Source organism: Winogradskyella sp. PG-2, from assembly GCF_000828715.1.
Lineage (GTDB): Bacteria > Bacteroidota > Bacteroidia > Flavobacteriales > Flavobacteriaceae > Winogradskyella.
This window is the reverse complement of sequence record NZ_AP014583.1, coordinates 3,617,219-3,633,428: the sequence shown is the minus strand read 5'-3', so window position 1 is coordinate 3,633,428 and position 16,210 is coordinate 3,617,219. Positions and strand designations below refer to the sequence as shown.

The window sequence follows — 16,210 nt, the reverse complement described above, 5'->3', positions numbered from 1 at the left end:
GATGCAAATATATTATGTATGCATAATAAAAACTAATAAAAAAATGATCATAGTACATTATTATTAATTCCTTATTTTTGCCTTCTAAATATTGAAAAAAATGAACCATATAGATTGGATTGTTGCCAAATCTTATGAAGATATAACATATTCTAAATGCAATGGCGTTGCAAGAATAGCCTTTAATCGACCAGATGTACGAAACGCCTTTCGCCCAAAAACCACTTCGGAGCTTTATGATGCATTTTATGATGCAAATGAGGATGTAAACATTGGAGTTGTACTATTAAGCGCTGAAGGTCCATCTTCTAAAGATGGTATTTGGAGTTTTTGTTCAGGTGGAGACCAAAAAGCAAGAGGACATCAAGGTTACGTTGGTGAAGATGGTTACCATCGCTTAAATATATTAGAAGTTCAACGTTTAATTCGTTTTATGCCTAAAGCTGTTATTGCTGTAGTTCCAGGATGGGCAGTTGGAGGTGGTCATAGTTTGCATGTGGTTTGTGATTTAACCTTGGCCAGTAAAGAACATGCTATTTTTAAGCAAACTGATGCAGATGTCACAAGTTTTGATGGAGGTTATGGTTCTGCTTACTTAGCAAAAATGGTCGGTCAAAAGAAAGCTAGAGAGATCTTCTTTTTAGGGAGAAACTATTCTGCTCAAGAAGCTTATGATATGGGAATGGTTAATGCCGTAATTCCTCATGCTGAATTGGAAGATAAAGCTTATGAATGGGCTCAAGAAATATTAGCAAAATCACCAACATCAATAAAAATGTTGAAATTTGCCATGAATCTTACCGATGATGGTATGGTTGGTCAGCAAGTTTTTGCTGGTGAAGCTACACGATTAGCATATATGACAGATGAAGCAAAAGAAGGTAGAGATGCCTTTTTAGAAAAGAGGAAACCTAACTTTCCGAAGAAATGGATACCTTAATCTAAACTACTTTTGAATGAAAAAAATTAAACCATGGCTTTCAGCCATGCGCTTAAGAACATTGCCACTTTCAGTTTCTGGAATTATTCTAGGAACTTGTTTCTCTTATTTTAATGGTCAATTTAGTTGGTGGGTTTTAATACTTGCTATATTAACTACGATGAGTTTGCAAGTACTTTCTAACCTTGCTAATGACTATGGAGATGGTGTTAGAGGAACTGATAATGAAGAACGTGTGGGACCAGAGCGAGCTATTCAAAGCGGTGAGATTTCACCAACAGAAATGCTTGACGCTATAAAGTTTAATATAATCGTGGTTATTTTATTAACCTTAGCTCTTATATGGGCTGCCTTTGGACCAACTAATTTTCTATTTCTATTACTCTTTGTTTTTCTTGGTGGCTTGTCGGTTTATGCTGCTCTAAATTATACAATGGGTGACTCGCCTTATGGCTATAGAGCTTTAGGTGACGTTTTTGTTTTTATATTTTTTGGATTAGTAAGTACTATTGGTAGTTACTTACTTTACATGCACAGAATAGATCATATAGTTGTATTACCTGCAATAGCCTTAGGCTTTTTAAGTGTAGGAGTATTAAACCTCAATAATATGAGAGATATTAATTCAGATTCTAATGCAGGAAAAATAACTTTAGTCGTAAAATTAGGATTAGATCGTGCTAAAAAGTATCATTATTTTTTAATTATTGGTGCCATGACAATGATCGTCTTATTCTCTCTTCTATACTATGTGGAGCCTTATAATTTCTTATATGCAATCGCTTTTATACCTCTTATAATACATGTTAAGAAAATAAAGGCAGCAAAAGAGCCTAGTGATTTTGATAATCAGCTAAAAGTTTTAGCGTTATCAACTTTCTTATTCGCTTTGCTTTTAGGAGTTGGATATATTTTACATTAAATTTAAGGAGAATTTCATTCCTTAATTTTAATATAATAGATGAAAATTACATTCTACGGTCATGCCTGTTTAGGTATTCAAATAAAAGACATTCATATCCTTGTTGATCCTTTTATTTCTGGAAACGAAAAAGCATCAGCTATAAATATAGAAAATATAAAAGCAGATTATATTCTCGTAACTCATGCACATCAAGATCATACATTAGATGTGGAAACTATTGCGAAACGCACAGGAGCTGTAATTGTATCAAATTACGAAATCGTTGTGCATTATCAAACTTTAGGATTAGAAGGTCATCCTATGAATCATGGTGGCTCTTGGGATTTTGATTTTGGTAAACTCAAATACGTTAATGCTATACATACTTCGTCCTTCCCGGATGGCAAGTATGGTGGACAACCAGGTGGTTTTATTATTGAAGGTGAACATAAAAATATCTACATAGCTGGGGATACAGCATTAACAATGGATATGAAACTCATCCCATTACAAACCAAACTTGATTTAGCAATTTTACCAATAGGAGATAACTTTACAATGGGAATCAATGATGCCATCTTGGCTAGTGATTTTGTAGTGTGTGATAAGATCTTAGGTTATCATTTTGATACGTTTGGTTATATAGAAATTGACCATAAAGAAGCCAAGCACAAATTCTTTGAAAAGGACAAGGATTTGATGTTATTAGAAATTGGCGAAAGTATAGAATTATAGCTTGTCAACTATTTTTAATAAATAACTTATTTAATTTCAAATTGTTAGTTGAATATTAATTTTTGAAAAGCTAACTTCGCTTAACAAACAATATAGTCAATATCAACTGACCATATCTAAGTGTTGTAAGTAATGTGAATTAATTTACAGGTATTTAATCATCTTATTATTTGTTTTAGGTATTTGTTTTCGCAGAAAACTAGTAATTAAAATAACATTGACTTTCATTAATGTAATAAATGGACATAACAAATCAATAAAAATCATCCATGAATATATTCGCAAGCCTAAGACAAAAAATTTCTCATTATAGCATTAAAGGAAAAATAATAACCGTTTTATGGATAACCTTAATCTGGACTTTAATACGATTATTTAGATTTTTTGAAACCTATGCCAGCAATAAGGATTCTATAGAATTTAATGAAGGGATAGTATCGAGTATTCTTATTATAATTGTTGCAGGTTTATTTGTTGGAGTCAGTTTAGTATTTCTTTGGGAGCGTTGGCTGAGAAGAATGGCTTACTTCAAAGCCATGTTTTTAATTATGGTATTTTACTCCTTGATGTTTTTTATTTTATTCACTTTAGAACAAGGAATGATTAAGCTGAGTAACACAAATCAAACCATGGATGTAGAGGTCCTTGCGCTTAAATTTAAAGAAGGATTTAATCTGGTTTTTTTGACTAACTATATCTATTGGCTTGTTATTACTTTTATGACCATTTTATTCTTATTTATCAGAGATAAGTTTGGCCCTATTACCTTCGTCAATTTTCTAAAAGGAAAATACTTAAGACCAAAACGCGAAGAACGTATTTTCATGTTTATGGATTTGAAGTCGTCTACTACTATTGCTGAACAACTTGGTGAGGAGCGCTACTTCAATTTTCTGAATGACACCTTTAGTATAGCGACTCCAGGAATATTAGCTGCTCAGGGAGAAATTTATCAATACGTTGGTGATGAAATTGTGATTACTTGGTTGACACAGAACGGTATTAATAGAGCACATTGTATTAGTTGTTTTTATAAAATGACAGCGCTACTAAAAGATAAATCTAATTATTTCGATGAAAAATATAACGCACAACCTCAGTTTAAAGCTGGCTTGCATTTTGGTTATGTTATTACTGGTGAAATGGGAATTGTAAAAAGAGAAATTGTGTATTCTGGGGATGTTTTAAACACGGCTTCTAGGATACAATCACTTTGTAACGAAATGAACACTGATATATTAATATCTAATAATTTAATGAAACAAATTGATCAAAAATTTCTAGATACAGAATTTAAGTCTGCTGGTAATATTACTCTAAAAGGGAAACAACAAGAAATAGAGTTAGTAACCCCTCTAAATAATGATTAAGTATTAACTATAATTTGATCCATTCATCCATATTTATAATTCAATAATAATAATAATAATACGGTGTCAAGTGTTCCTACTTAATCATGGATTATTTGGTTTTTCTTTTAACTAGAAAACACTACTTACAACAATGTATAACCGCAATTACAGCGGATACGACTACGTCCAAATCCACGCGGAATTACGAGCGTCAGTGGTTAATCGAAAAACAGTAACTTTAAAACCGTAACTGACGGTTATACGAGGCCGTTTTTTTGAAACATTAGCAAATTATAACCTTCGATTAGACTATTGATAACTTTAGAAAACCGATGCGTTTGTCTTGAATCTTTAAAGTCATGTCTATGACATTTTAGAATCTGTAATGTAATACAATTGTGGAATAAGTTTGGAGGCTTGGTAAAAGCCGAGAATAGCTTAAAGTAAAAAAATATGGAATACATATTTACTAGTGCTATCATTTGTAATTTAAAAAAACACCTAATCTTAGTTTAGAAACTAAGATTAGGTGTTTATTTAAAGGTTAGTGCGTACAGTATGTAATATATTTAACTATAAGAACGAATACCCTAGAAGTATTGTAAATACTCTGTTTTTACCATTGTCAAAATCTACAATATCTGAAACATCAGAAAGTCCAAATACGTAGCGCGCTTCTAATCGTAAACCCAGGGGCACATCAAGGCCTAATCCAACAACTCCTGATAAATCAAACTTTTTAGTATCGATGCTATCGACATCAGGTATTACGGTTTTTTTATCAAGTTGAAAGCCAAATTGAGGTCCCACTTGAAGATGTAGTTTACTAAACAATCTACGTTTTATAACAACGGGGATATTGAGGTAACTTAAATCAAAGTCTCCATCAGTTATTTTGGCACCTTGTTTTGAATATAAGGCGTCTGCTCTAATACCCCATTTATCATTAAAATTTATACCAGCAAAAATTCCTCCCACAAAACCAGCTTTATTATCAAAAGCAGCAGCATCGCTCAATGTAGAAAAATTCACCCCTGCTTTTATTCCAAAATCTATACCTTGGGAGTGCATTCCGTAAGACATAAATACTAATACAATAATAAATATTCTTTTCATAATGATGTAGTTTATTCAAAAATAATGGTTTTATAAAATATACGCAACTTACTAAAAGTGTCCTTTTAGTCTACTTTTTTAAATCGTATCACCTCTTTGTTAGCGTTATCAAAAAACATAAGTTCTAATTGGTCTAGTTTATAGGATGTAACACCTTCAAAAGCTGTATTAAATGCATTAGGCGTCGTCATATTAGGACATAACTTTTTTGTACCTAATAAAGGGCCAAAAGAGATCGCATCATCTGTAAGTGTTTTTATAGATCCACGAATATTATTACAGCCATCTGTACCCATTAATTGCATTGTTTTTAATGATAATTCTATTTGAGGCATTGGTTCTACGCGTGATAGTTCTTTGTTTTCAATATGTGTAGCGACCCAAATATCATTCAGGCGTAATTTAGCATCTTGTTTTTTTGAAACAACATTAAGTAATTTGTAAACATATATTGATTTGTCTGCCGGTAAATTGGCTTTGTCTAAGGTGTCAACTTGAACTTCTAATTCATATACGAAACCTGGTTGATATTCAAAACCTTCAATAGCATCATAAAAGTTGCTCCAGTTTTCACTAGCATTAAATTTAACTTGTAAACATTTCATGGGCCCAACGCCTACGCAGTCTACTTTTGAACTGTTTATCCAGAGCGTTTTTTTATTTACTGCTGATTTGCATGACATAAGACTTACAAGAGTTAAAATAAGATAAATATTAGTTTTCATAGTATAATGGAATCCTTTAAGTATTCATTTATGGCTTGAGTTCTTCAATTTCAGTAACGATATAATTGGTATCTCCTAACCATGGCATTGTCTTATATCGCTCCTTATAGTGCACTTTAACTTTTTTGCCTTCATAGGGCTTAAAGACATTAGTCAATTCGTCATCTAAAACTGTAAAAGACCAAATATTTCCTTCTAAGCCTTCGGCGATACTAACTCCACCAAGGTTTAACTCTCCTTCAATAGTTTTAAATACAACGCCTTTTTTAGAGACTTTAATCAGATTTCCAGAACGAGTACCTTCAGAATAAGTCCATGAGCAGATCCAAAGTACGACACAAAATACAATACCGCTAATTATTAGAAAACGAAATAAAATAGTTATTAACCGACTTTTAATTGTTTTTTCTTTCATAAAAATAGTGTTGCACCAACTCTAAATGTATTGATATCGTTGGTGAAATTAGGAAAATACCCCGCGTTTACTTTAAATTTATTAGGAGTAATCATGTAATTGAAATTGAACTCACCACTCCATATTGTATCTGATAAAAAAGTAACAATAGGATTAATAAAAAGAAAAGCTCTCTGGGTAAAACTAACACTCATATTCGTTTGTAAATTAATACCATTTTGAGAATTCCCAGGGTAATCATTTGGTTTAGTGACATGTACGTATCCTATTCCTGGAAACATGGCAATTTTAGGCGATACTACATAACCAGCAACAACACCTGCCGAGAGTGACCAAACATCAGCTCCAAGACCGTTAGAAAATGATCCTGTTGGTATAGTTATATCAGCATATGGAGCAATAGCTATTAAACGCTCAGTAATATTTCTTTTTAGCGCATGAAAATAACGTACTCGCGTATCAGAAATTCCAAAATTTTTGGTAGCCTCATTGTACAGAAATGGGACCTCAACTAATAATAGATTATCAGGGTCAAAGGCGTATTGCACATTTATACGTGTACCGTACAAATCTGATGCATTTTTGTGGGCTTGATATTCAAAAGCAGCGTTGACTTGCGTATATAAATTGGTTGGTTTCGAGGCATCTACCGTACTCGCATCAGTATCTTGAGCAGACATAGTCATGCTCATAAAAAAACACACTAATAATAGAGTGTTTGATAAAATTGTTTTATTTAACATAGTTTAAGATTTTGTGTAGGACATTAACGTCCTAAAAGTTCAATTTTCGCTCGTTTTGTGAGTACCATATTGCCAATGGCTTCATAGGATAACTCAATTTTATCTGGTGTTTTATTTTTATCAATTGAAAAGGTAAAGGAACTCATATTTTTATTAATAATACCTGTTCCTTTTGGTTTTTTTTCGTCTCTTGACTTATCTTTATAAATTACAACGACTTTTTTTAATTTCAAGGTACCTTGGGTGCATCGAATTTTGAATTTTTTGATATCTTTCTCTGAACCGCGAAGGTTGACAACATCTTCTTCATGTTTGTAGGTAACATCTTTTTTTCCTAATACTTTCCAATCACTATTTTGAGCAATCATTTGAAGCGACAAACATAGGGTAAATAAGAGAGTTAGTTTAGTTTTCATTTGACAATATCTTTTTTAGTTAGTCCTCTATTTTTTTTCTAGCTTAGTGACGCTTTTTTCTTTCTGTATATTCACATAGACTTGAGCAGTCCAAAGTTCTCCGTTTTCGAGTAACATATCGAATTTATAGTTTTTACCGCTAACTATTTGAGTTGAGGCATTTGACAATTTTTTTAATGGACTTGTGATTTGTTTGTCAGCTATTACAAAATTTGCTAAGTCTTTTACGGTGTCGTTGACGTCTATTGACTGCCATCCACCCACGCGATGTTGTTTTTGTTCCACTATTTTTTCTGTATTCTCTGTTGGTGTTACTTTTTGATCCTCTTTACATTTAACAAACACTAATACGGCAGTTGCTAGAAGTGATACTTTAATAATATTTTTAATCATGATTTAAAATGTTTGAGATTTGTTGATAGTTATCGAAATCAAATGTGATGGGTTGGAAATCTGGAATCCATTCAATATTTGTTGCTTTTGATGGGCTTAAAAATGCCGCATTACGTCCAATCTGCTCCCAGTGAATTAGTGATTGTTGTCTTGCGACCTTAACATAGAGGTAAACGCAGCAGGAGTCTGAACAACCATATAATGGGGCAATATGTGTTTCGCCGTCGTTGGGCAATGCTGAATTTAAGTATTCGTTTTTACTATGATAGAGATCTTTAAGTGTTCTCCCTAAGTAGAGCATGAAAAATTCTTTAAAACGCCCTTGAGCAAACAAGTCGGTATAATTTGTTTTTAACGTGTGTTGTAGAGATAAATCGTCAATAAAGACGTCATCAACCATAATGTCCGCTTGAGCACTGGGATAGGATACTTTTTGTTTACTTAATTGTTGAATGTTCTCTGACATGGTATTGTAGAGGCTTACTTTTTTATTTAAAAAGTAAGCCTCGTTTTATTATTTATTGTAAATGGCTTTACCCCCTTTATAGGTAGCAACAACGTTAAGGTTTTCTAATTCTAAAGGATCAATTTTTAGCGGATTTTTGTCTAAAATCACAAAATCAGCAACTTTCCCTTTCTCTATGGTGCCTTTGGTAGCTTCTTCAAAATGTTGGTAAGCTGCCCAATCTGTAAGTGCCTTAAGCCCTTGATATGTGGTAACGCGCTCTTCTGGACCTATAACGGCGCCACTACGAGACATTCTTGTTACTGTTGCAGATAGTACGCGAATAGAACTTGGTAAAGCAACAGGTGCATCGTGATGACTTGTAAATTTAAGTCCTTTTTTCAATGCCGTATTTGTAGGCGATATTTTGTAAGCACGTTCTTTTCCTAATACTGAATTTACGTGATAATCACCCCAGTAAAAGGTATGCATCGGGAAAAATGAAGGCCATATTTTTTCTTCTACAAAACTATCTAATTGGTCTTCTCTAGCGGTTTGTGCGTGTATGATTATAGTTCTACGATCATCATTACCAAATTCGGCATTTGCTTTTTTAACGGCTTTAATGTATTGGTCAATAGCGGAGTCCCCGTTGCAATGTGACATAATTTGCAAGTTGTTCTCATAAGCGTCAGCAACATGTTTGTAGGCTTCCTCATCGGTCATACTTTCATACCCGTGGTAATCTTTTGGTTCTCCACTAGGTACAATGTGGTAAGGGTGAGATAACCAGGCGGTTTTTCCTTGTGGTGAGCCATCAAGGTTCAATTTAACACCACCCACTCTGTATTTATTGGTATACGTTTTTCCTTTGTATTTAGAATCTGCACCCTTTCTATTACTTAGTATATCTACGTACGAGACAACATCTAGTATTAAGGCGTCTTTTTCTGCCGCACGTTCCATAGTAGCGGAACCATCTGGTGTACTACGACCTTCTTGAGCAGTAGTATATCCAAATGAAGCATAGAGATTTTGACCTTTAACAAGCATATCGTCTTGCAATTCTGGGGTCATATTAGGTAGCACACCAGTAAGTAATACCATAAAGTGAGCAACTTCTTCTAAGACACCATTAGGCTCATTACTTCCATCAACACGTCTTATTTTACCGCCTTTGGGATCTTTAGTCTCAGCATTATATTTTACCATTTCAAGTCCTTTTGAATTTACAACGGAAAGGTGACCCGATTGGTGTATAATAATGATTGGGACTTCCGTAGAAATAGCATCTAAATCTTCTTTGGTAGGGTAGCGGTCCAGTTGTGAATCGTCATATCCAAATCCAATAACCCAACCGGTAGTCTTAATAAAGTTTTCATTTTCAGAAATCCATTTTTTGAGAATTTTTTGTAAGGCTTCAACACTGTTTGCGTCACCATCTGGCGCCGGTAAAAGGTTGGCAGAAACAGCCTGTAAGCCTACATTAAAAACGTGACCATGGCCATCTATAAATCCAGGAAGCATCGTTTTGCCTTCTAAATCGACTAAGTCTGCTTTACCCTCGAAACGCGCCATAGCATCGGCTTTAGACCCCGTAAAAATAATTTGGCCTTCGCGTTGTACAACTGCTTCTACATAGTTTGGCGTCTCTCCAGCCATAGTGACAATATCACCACCATAGTAGACAGTTTGTTGTAATTTGTAGGGTTCGGCAACGGCAGATGTTCCATCTTCTGAAGATGTTTTTGAGTTGTCCTTACAGCCTATAAATAGCACAGCCAACAGCAGTACTAATGTGGATAAGTCTTTCATTTTTTTCATTTTTATCTGTATTTATATAAAATTTAATATTGTTAGGTTGAATTTTTAATGGTTTTTACATCAACAAATAAGTTTTATTATTTGCACTTGTTAAATTATTTATCTCGCTCTAAGGTTATTCGATTTAATGATATTAAAGCGACCTTCAAAAATTGTTGCTAACACTTTTATATCTTTAATTTCCATAGGGTCTATTGTAAAAGGACTTTTATCTAAAATCACAAAATTAGCGCGTTTCCCTTCAGCTATAGAACCGATTTGCTTTTCTAAATTAAGCGTACGTGCCGCATCTATAGTTATGGCACGCATTGCATCATAGACTGAAATACGTTGGTCTTGAGAAAACGCATTGTTTTGAGAGGTTACTCGGTTTACAGCGGTCCAAGCAAGTGTTAATGGCTCCATAGGCGCCATAGAAAAGTCAGAGTGAAATGATACTGGCACATCACGCTTCACTAAACTATTTATGCGTACTAAGTTCTCTCCTCGGTCTTTTCCTAAGCCCACTTCACTGTACTTATCGGCTAAAGCCCATAAGTAATAGGGGTTTACAGAACCTTCAATGCCCATTTCTGCAATTTGTGCGGCCATATCGTCTGTAAAGTAACCCATGTGGTGTAGGGTAAACCGATGATTCTTTCTCGGTTTTCTTTTTTGATCTTCAACTAAATAGTCTAAGACCTGTTGAATGCCTTTATCACCGTTAGAATGTACGTGAATTTTATAACCATTGTTCCAGTACATGCTTATTTGTTCTTGGAACAAATCTAATGGGGTCATCCATTCACCATTATGTCCATCGTCATAATTCTCTTTCATTTGCATGGCTTGGCTATAAATTGCTCCATCAGAAAACAATTTCACTTGTTTGGGTAAAAAATGGATATTGTCTGTGCTGTAGGCACTTTCTAAAGTTTCCATAAAAGCCATAGCCTCTTTATTACCGCCTTTCATTCCAAATAATTGCGTACCACTTGGAATGAGATACACGTCATATGGTGGTTCTTTTGACATTTCCTTTTTGAGAAGCGTTAACTCACCATCGAAATCAGAACTTGGGAAACCAGGTTCAGCGACAGTAGTAATTCCATTTTGTTGGATTAATTGGGTCATCATGCCTAGACCTTTCATGTAACGTGTAGGCTCAAGCATGATTGTGGCCATTTTGGGAACCAATGCTAACCAGCCACCTTCGTAAAAATGACCTTTTTCCCATTCTACTTGAGGATTCCCCTTAAAGTCGGCTTCTGTAATACCTAACAAGGCAATTGCGGCATCATTAAGATAAATTTCATGAAACGAGCGGTGGATAATCCCAACCGGCTTGTCTTTAGTTATGGTATTGATCATATCTCGTGATAATTCGCCATGCCATAACTGATGATATCCCCAAATAAAATACATTTCACCTTCTTTTGCATTCTCATTAATGGAGTTTGTAATACGTTCCATGTAGGCATCATGTCCTGTGACCCCTTTTTTGGTTCCGTTTGGCAGTACCCAGTCATATGGCGCTATAATCTCATTAGGTAGCATCGTAGCTGCTAATGAAGGATGTACGTGAGGCTCTACCAAACCAGGCATTAGGGTGTTGCCCTTGAGATTGTGTTCTGTTGCCTTTGGAAATTCTGTTTTAGCCTCAGCGAGGGATCCCACATATACAATTTCATCATTTTGCGCCACTACAGCTTCTGCAAGTTCCAATACTTTACCATCCATGGTTATGATATCCCCACCAAAATAAATCGTTTGTTGTGTTGACAATTTTGTTTTAGTTTGGGATTCATCAGGTTCAGAACTCTTTGTGTTTTCCTTACATCCCAAGACTATAGACAAAATTAGAATGATTATAACTAAAAACTTATTCATTATTTATTAGCCTTTAACAACGTTTTCGTAGATTCTTGGTGTCTCTGACTCTATCACTAACATTTGGCCATTAGCTTGATCTAAGATATCTTTTAACACCAATTTCTTTACATTTTGGTTTTTATACGTTTTATAATAGTACACTGAATTTTTGGTATCCACAGCCGATGTCCAAACGGTGTAATCTGTATGGACGCCAGTTGGGGTAGGTTGCCTTACTGCGCCTTTTGGAATATCGAAAGCGTTTAATGTATGGAAAGCACGAAATATGCCTTCTTCTATATTCTTGCTTGGAAGTGTTGTATTAATAAAAGCAGTTGCTCTTACAAATCGAGAAGGAGAGGTGTAGTCTCCTGGTAAGCCAAGCATACCTGTGCCTTCACCAAGCGGGGTATAGTTTTCTCCATTCAAAGTAAATCCTTTAGCGTTATTTGGCGCTAAATTCACGTAGTTTCTTAAATTGGTTAAATGCCAATCATAAGTTGGGTTGTTGCAGACTACATTTACCGTGTTTTCGTATACTTGTAGTCCATCTTTCGTATATTCAATAACCACAGAACGACCCGTTTTATCAGTAACTGCATAATGAAATGGCGCTTCACCTTGAATATCTTCGATGAATGACCCTACAAGCGTTATATCTTGAAGTCCTTCTATAACTTCATCTACAGTTGCGAAACTTCCAAGCACATAATTTCCTAATTCTTCGATAGACACTGCTGTAGACTGGTTTTTCGGAGTTAGTTTTTCATAGTTCGCAAATCCAGCAAAATAAAAACAGCCTAAGTAAAGTCCTGCTTCATTTACACCATCAACTACAATATTCTTTTCTACAGCATTCATACCCGCAAAACCATATTTGGTTTTCATAGTATACCCATCTTTACCATCAATCGAACTCAGAAATTTTATCGTCGTTCCTTTTGAAATGACTAATAATTTAGAGCGAACGTCAAATCCAAACTCCATTGTTCTTGCTGGGATTGTGACTCCGTTTTGTGTTTTAACAACAATTCCTGTACAGCCAAAAGACGTTGGCATAAAAATCATTTGTAGTGCAAAGGCTATAGCTACTACTTTTTTTACTTTTTAAAATTCATAATATTTGATTTAATAAATTATTAACTTTTCGCGAGTTCTACTTATCGTATTCTACCACCGTTAAAGAGATCAACATCCACGTGTGGTCGTACACGAGGACCATTAGGACCCCAAGTCATACTGACACCAGCATTGGTTCCCCATCTTGCGTTACCACAGCTAGATAACATTTCAGACCCTAAGATTATAAGACATACGAGAAGGCATTTTTTTACTATTTTCATGATGTATTAACTATTTTTAATTGAGTGATTTGAATAAGTATTAAAGTGTTTGTACAGCGAATATGGCACCTTGAGGATCTTGAAAGATACCAATTTTTCCATCTCTGATGTTTTTATTAGGGTTCATTAGGATATTAGCTCCTGACTTCTTTAATGCAGGCAGCATAGCGCTAATGTCGTTTTGCTGAATATACGGTACCCACTGTGACCCTTGATTGGTTATAGGGTTCTGTAACATTCCTGCGACAATTTTATCATCTGCATTAAACGTCCAGTACGGTTTGTTGTCGTAAGTACTCTTTGTTGTTGAAACACCAAAGGCATTGTCATAAAATGTAGAGGCTTGTGCAGGATTATCTGCCCATAATTCCATCCCAATCCAATTTCCATTTTTAGAAGAATCGTCTAATTGTACTGTAAACTCGTTCTCAGAAATTAAAGAAAATTCTTCACCCGAAGGTCCTTCGAAAACTACTTGCTTACCTCGCCCAGGAAGTTTTATAGGAGGGAGTATGGCTTTAGCGCCAGAGGCGATAACTGCTTTTATTCTTGTACTTAGAGTAGTATTATCAAGCGGTAGAGCACTGATCCACGTCGCATTTTTAGCGGATTTAATTTCAATCATACCTCCAATGACATTTCCTCCGTTATAAATAATAGTATAACGCAATCCTTTAAAGTTAGTGTCTGAAAAGGTCCATCCTAAAAGATCACCATAAAAGGCTTTTGATGCTTCGAGATCTGGCGTAATTAAGTCATGCCAGATTCCTGCTGACTTCGATTCAGTTGTAATTTTAGCAGTCTCCTGTTTTGAGGCTTTTGCGATGTCTTTTGATACAGGACTCGCGAACAAATTTGCGCTAAAAAAGAGTAATAATAGTAATTTCATTATAAAAGTATTTGTTAAATTAATGTTTGTCTTTAAGCCATAGTCTACTGATAGTAATGGCAAGTCCCCAAGAATTGTAATAATTCCACTTATTATCCCAAACAAGGGCGGCTCCAACCTCCCATTTATTTGGTAAATGAAAACCATATTCAAGACCTAATCGAGTTAATGTCAAGGTTTTCTCATGTGTAAATTCTGCACCAACACCTGCTATAATCATAAGCCGTTTAGCTGGCTTGTATAATAAAACTGGAACCGAAGTCACAGGATAAGAACGTTCTAAAATTTCATCCTCTCCAGTTTCGATAAAAAAGGATTCTAGAACGATATCGTTTTGTAAACCTATCGCCCAATTATTGGAGAGCCAATAATCATAATTTAATACCCATGATGGTAGTGTTAACCATTCAGTTTTCCCATCAATCTTCCCCTCAGATACGTGCGTATGGCCAATACCGATGGTCAACCTACTCGTCCCTTTTAATCCATTATGATATTCTATTTCTTCATAATTATGTTGACTCCAAACATTATTTTTTGAAAAAAAAAAGTAAAGATAATAGGATCAATACCCTTATACTTTTCATAAACTAGTCTAGTTTACCGCTTTTTGCTTCGCCAACCATGGCGTCATTTGCATAAATAGCGAGTTCAACACGTCTATTCTTTTCTCTACTAGCATCATCATTTGGATACTTTGGCTGTGTCTCTCCAAACCATTTTGTTGTCAACCTTGAGGCACTTATGCCCTGTGAAATAAAATAGTTTGACACTGATTTCGCTCGCCTTTCTGATAAGGCGTAGTTGTACTCTGCAGCCCCTGAATCATCAGTATGACCTTCGATAAGTATATTCGTGTCAGGATAACTCTTAAAAACTTGTGCTGCCGCTGATAAGTCCTGTAAATAGCTACTACTAAGCTCGGCCGAGTTTATTTTAAATGCTAAACTCGAATCAAATGTCATGTTGATGCCCTCACCAACTCTATTAACCTCTGCAGTTGGAACTGCTTGTGTTAATTCTCTCGCTTGCGTATCCATCTTCTTCCCTATTAAATTACCCGCAACTCCGCCTACGGCTGCACCTGCTAAAATACCCCAAACACTACCTTTAGAAACCGCAGCTCCTAGTAAGGCACCTCCAGCTGTTCCCGCAAGGGTCCCTTTTTGTTGCTTCTTCATATTTTGTATTGCTCCACATCCAAAAAACAAAGACATGGATAAACTTAAAACTATTAATTTTTTCATAATATATGATTTTTATTGATTACATATTAAGGCTAAAAATAAATCCTTGTTCATATCATTAAGTCCGAGTGCTTTAGAAGTGTTTAAATCTGCACAAATAAGAGATTTCTCGTCTACTGTCATTTTATTACGTAATTCTTGTGCTTTTGTCGTTCCATACTTAAATTCTAACATGCGGAGTCGAGAATTTACACGAGCAGTAGCCAATTCTAAATTATTCGGATCTAGGACCTGAGCTGAATCATAGATTTGAAAAGCCCGATTAAAATCTTTAATAGTAGAATACATTGTGCCTTCTTGTATTAATACATTAATATTCTTTGGATCTAGCTGCTTCGCTTTATTCAAATATTCTTGGGCAGTACCAATATCATTTAACTGACGTTCGTATAATGCTGCTATGAGCGCATAGTTTGATGCTCTTTCTGATATATTTTGATTATTTTCTGTCAGTGCCATAACACGCTCTAAGGAAGTTTTAGACCCCTCGATATCTCCTGATTTATTCTGTGCTAATGCTTTTTGAAAATGACCATTTAAACTTTTATCTTTTGTAATCTTTAGGGCTTTATCTGCTTCTACAATTGCATCCGAGTATTGTTCTAAACCATTAAAAGCCTCTGCTTTACCTATGGCAGCAGCTTCTTTAGCATCTTTTGTTTTACATTTTGAGGAAAATGCACCAAATAATTCCAGTGCTTCATTATACATTTCTGACTTTAAGGCTGAATGAGCCGTCTCTAGGGAGGCTCTACACTTTTTTCCCATAGTAAATGTTTGGGAAAAACTCATACTATAAAAAAACAATAAAACAAGGCTTAATATAAACCTTGTGGTATATAGCTTATTTTTTTTGGCTAATTTACTATACA

Annotated in this window: 19 protein-coding genes; 4 read left to right on the top strand and 15 right to left on the bottom strand. The window is 34.9% G+C overall.

All coding sequences use genetic code 11. The annotated features are described in order from the left end of the window. The first annotated feature begins 100 nt into the window (after positions 1-100). The 4 genes from WPG_RS16350 to WPG_RS16335 all read left to right on the top strand — a co-directional run bounded on the left by WPG_RS16350 (position 101) and on the right by WPG_RS16335 (position 3,949). The gene (locus WPG_RS16350; RefSeq protein ID WP_045474656.1) at positions 101-940 is read left to right on the top strand and encodes a 1,4-dihydroxy-2-naphthoyl-CoA synthase; all 840 of its coding nucleotides are present in this window, start codon (positions 101-103) and stop codon (positions 938-940) included. A 16-nt stretch (positions 941-956) separates the two neighbouring features. After that, positions 957-1,862 carry a 1,4-dihydroxy-2-naphthoate octaprenyltransferase gene (menA, locus tag WPG_RS16345; protein ID WP_045474653.1) on the top strand — a complete coding sequence of 302 codons (906 nt, stop codon included), beginning with the start codon at positions 957-959 and terminating at the stop codon, positions 1,860-1,862. Positions 1,863-1,901: 39 nt separating this feature from the next. Continuing rightward, positions 1,902-2,579 (top strand): metal-dependent hydrolase, encoded by a 678-nt coding sequence (locus WPG_RS16340; protein WP_045474650.1) that lies wholly within the window; start codon positions 1,902-1,904, stop codon positions 2,577-2,579. A 269-nt stretch (positions 2,580-2,848) separates the two neighbouring features. Further along, the gene (locus WPG_RS16335) at positions 2,849-3,949 is read left to right on the top strand and encodes an adenylate/guanylate cyclase domain-containing protein (RefSeq protein ID WP_045474648.1); all 1,101 of its coding nucleotides are present in this window, start codon (positions 2,849-2,851) and stop codon (positions 3,947-3,949) included. A gap of 555 nt (positions 3,950-4,504) precedes the next feature. Here WPG_RS16335 and WPG_RS16330 read toward each other — a convergent pair. The 15 genes from WPG_RS16330 to WPG_RS16255 form a co-directional block, all read right to left on the bottom strand. Further along, positions 4,505-5,047 carry a porin family protein gene (locus tag WPG_RS16330; RefSeq protein WP_045474646.1) on the bottom strand — a complete coding sequence of 181 codons (543 nt, stop codon included), beginning with the start codon at positions 5,045-5,047 and terminating at the stop codon, positions 4,505-4,507. A 65-nt stretch (positions 5,048-5,112) separates the two neighbouring features. Beyond that, positions 5,113-5,730, bottom strand: a complete 618-nt coding sequence (locus tag WPG_RS17645) for a DUF4377 domain-containing protein (protein WP_262507872.1) — start codon at positions 5,728-5,730, stop codon at positions 5,113-5,115. A 70-nt stretch (positions 5,731-5,800) separates the two neighbouring features. Beyond that, positions 5,801-6,187 (bottom strand): hypothetical protein, encoded by a 387-nt coding sequence (locus tag WPG_RS16315; protein WP_045474644.1) that lies wholly within the window; start codon positions 6,185-6,187, stop codon positions 5,801-5,803. Continuing rightward, positions 6,184-6,930: a hypothetical protein gene (locus WPG_RS16310; protein ID WP_144374498.1), complete on the bottom strand. Its 747-nt coding sequence runs from the start codon at positions 6,928-6,930 to the stop codon at positions 6,184-6,186. The genes WPG_RS16315 and WPG_RS16310 overlap by 4 nt, the downstream gene beginning before the upstream one ends. 23 nt (positions 6,931-6,953) lie before the next feature. Next, complete coding sequence (locus tag WPG_RS16305; protein WP_045474638.1) at positions 6,954-7,346, bottom strand: hypothetical protein; 393 nt, start codon at positions 7,344-7,346, stop codon at positions 6,954-6,956. Positions 7,347-7,373: 27 nt separating this feature from the next. Beyond that, positions 7,374-7,739 (bottom strand): hypothetical protein, encoded by a 366-nt coding sequence (locus tag WPG_RS16300; protein WP_045474636.1) that lies wholly within the window; start codon positions 7,737-7,739, stop codon positions 7,374-7,376. Continuing rightward, a complete protein-coding gene (locus tag WPG_RS16295; protein WP_045474633.1) occupies positions 7,732-8,205 on the bottom strand; it encodes a hypothetical protein in 474 nt (157 codons plus the stop codon). The genes WPG_RS16300 and WPG_RS16295 overlap by 8 nt, the downstream gene beginning before the upstream one ends. Before the next feature lie 48 nt (positions 8,206-8,253). Next, positions 8,254-9,999, bottom strand: coding sequence for an amidohydrolase (locus WPG_RS16290; RefSeq protein WP_171817201.1), 1,746 nt, complete (start codon positions 9,997-9,999; stop codon positions 8,254-8,256). Between the two features lie 108 nt (positions 10,000-10,107). After that, the gene (locus WPG_RS16285) at positions 10,108-11,877 is read right to left on the bottom strand and encodes an amidohydrolase (protein ID WP_045474630.1); all 1,770 of its coding nucleotides are present in this window, start codon (positions 11,875-11,877) and stop codon (positions 10,108-10,110) included. Positions 11,878-11,883: 6 nt separating this feature from the next. Continuing rightward, on the bottom strand, positions 11,884-12,918 hold the full coding sequence (locus WPG_RS16280; protein ID WP_197539926.1) for a linear amide C-N hydrolase: 1,035 nt from the start codon (positions 12,916-12,918) through the stop codon (positions 11,884-11,886). Between the two features lie 101 nt (positions 12,919-13,019). Continuing rightward, positions 13,020-13,148: a hypothetical protein gene (locus WPG_RS18810; protein ID WP_262507857.1), complete on the bottom strand. Its 129-nt coding sequence runs from the start codon at positions 13,146-13,148 to the stop codon at positions 13,020-13,022. Positions 13,149-13,242: 94 nt separating this feature from the next. Then, positions 13,243-14,091 carry a VOC family protein gene (locus WPG_RS16270; protein WP_045474623.1) on the bottom strand — a complete coding sequence of 283 codons (849 nt, stop codon included), beginning with the start codon at positions 14,089-14,091 and terminating at the stop codon, positions 13,243-13,245. Between the two features lie 19 nt (positions 14,092-14,110). Then, the gene (locus WPG_RS16265; protein ID WP_045474621.1) at positions 14,111-14,557 is read right to left on the bottom strand and encodes a hypothetical protein; all 447 of its coding nucleotides are present in this window, start codon (positions 14,555-14,557) and stop codon (positions 14,111-14,113) included. A 124-nt stretch (positions 14,558-14,681) separates the two neighbouring features. Further along, on the bottom strand, positions 14,682-15,338 hold the full coding sequence (locus tag WPG_RS18910; RefSeq protein WP_045474619.1) for an OmpA family protein: 657 nt from the start codon (positions 15,336-15,338) through the stop codon (positions 14,682-14,684). Positions 15,339-15,350: 12 nt separating this feature from the next. Then, positions 15,351-16,106 carry a tetratricopeptide repeat protein gene (locus WPG_RS16255; protein ID WP_052471310.1) on the bottom strand — a complete coding sequence of 252 codons (756 nt, stop codon included), beginning with the start codon at positions 16,104-16,106 and terminating at the stop codon, positions 15,351-15,353. Positions 16,107-16,210: the final 104 nt, after the last annotated feature.

Bases quoted from the DNA above. Each gene is read 5' to 3' on its own strand.
- WPG_RS16295 (WP_045474633.1), bottom strand. From the start codon at position 8,205: ATGTCAGAGAACATTCAACAATTAAGTAAACAAAAAGTATCCTATCCC.
- WPG_RS16335 (WP_045474648.1), top strand. From the start codon at position 2,849: ATGAATATATTCGCAAGCCTAAGACAAAAAATTTCTCATTATAGCATT.
- WPG_RS16300 (WP_045474636.1), bottom strand. From the start codon at position 7,739: ATGATTAAAAATATTATTAAAGTATCACTTCTAGCAACTGCCGTATTA.
- WPG_RS16280 (WP_197539926.1), bottom strand. From the start codon at position 12,918: ATGCCAACGTCTTTTGGCTGTACAGGAATTGTTGTTAAAACACAAAAC.
- WPG_RS16285 (WP_045474630.1), bottom strand. From the start codon at position 11,877: ATGAATAAGTTTTTAGTTATAATCATTCTAATTTTGTCTATAGTCTTG.
- WPG_RS16340 (WP_045474650.1), top strand. From the start codon at position 1,902: ATGAAAATTACATTCTACGGTCATGCCTGTTTAGGTATTCAAATAAAA.
- WPG_RS16315 (WP_045474644.1), bottom strand. From the start codon at position 6,187: ATGAAAGAAAAAACAATTAAAAGTCGGTTAATAACTATTTTATTTCGT.
- WPG_RS17645 (WP_262507872.1), bottom strand. From the start codon at position 5,730: ATGTCATGCAAATCAGCAGTAAATAAAAAAACGCTCTGGATAAACAGT.
- WPG_RS16310 (WP_144374498.1), bottom strand. From the start codon at position 6,930: ATGTTAAATAAAACAATTTTATCAAACACTCTATTATTAGTGTGTTTT.
- WPG_RS18910 (WP_045474619.1), bottom strand. From the start codon at position 15,338: ATGAAAAAATTAATAGTTTTAAGTTTATCCATGTCTTTGTTTTTTGGA.
- WPG_RS16305 (WP_045474638.1), bottom strand. From the start codon at position 7,346: ATGAAAACTAAACTAACTCTCTTATTTACCCTATGTTTGTCGCTTCAA.
- WPG_RS16255 (WP_052471310.1), bottom strand. From the start codon at position 16,106: ATGGGAAAAAAGTGTAGAGCCTCCCTAGAGACGGCTCATTCAGCCTTA.
- WPG_RS16330 (WP_045474646.1), bottom strand. From the start codon at position 5,047: ATGAAAAGAATATTTATTATTGTATTAGTATTTATGTCTTACGGAATG.
- WPG_RS16270 (WP_045474623.1), bottom strand. From the start codon at position 14,091: ATGAAATTACTATTATTACTCTTTTTTAGCGCAAATTTGTTCGCGAGT.
- WPG_RS18810 (WP_262507857.1), bottom strand. From the start codon at position 13,148: ATGTTATCTAGCTGTGGTAACGCAAGATGGGGAACCAATGCTGGTGTC.
- WPG_RS16290 (WP_171817201.1), bottom strand. From the start codon at position 9,999: ATGAAAGACTTATCCACATTAGTACTGCTGTTGGCTGTGCTATTTATA.
- menA (WP_045474653.1), top strand. From the start codon at position 957: ATGAAAAAAATTAAACCATGGCTTTCAGCCATGCGCTTAAGAACATTG.
- WPG_RS16350 (WP_045474656.1), top strand. From the start codon at position 101: ATGAACCATATAGATTGGATTGTTGCCAAATCTTATGAAGATATAACA.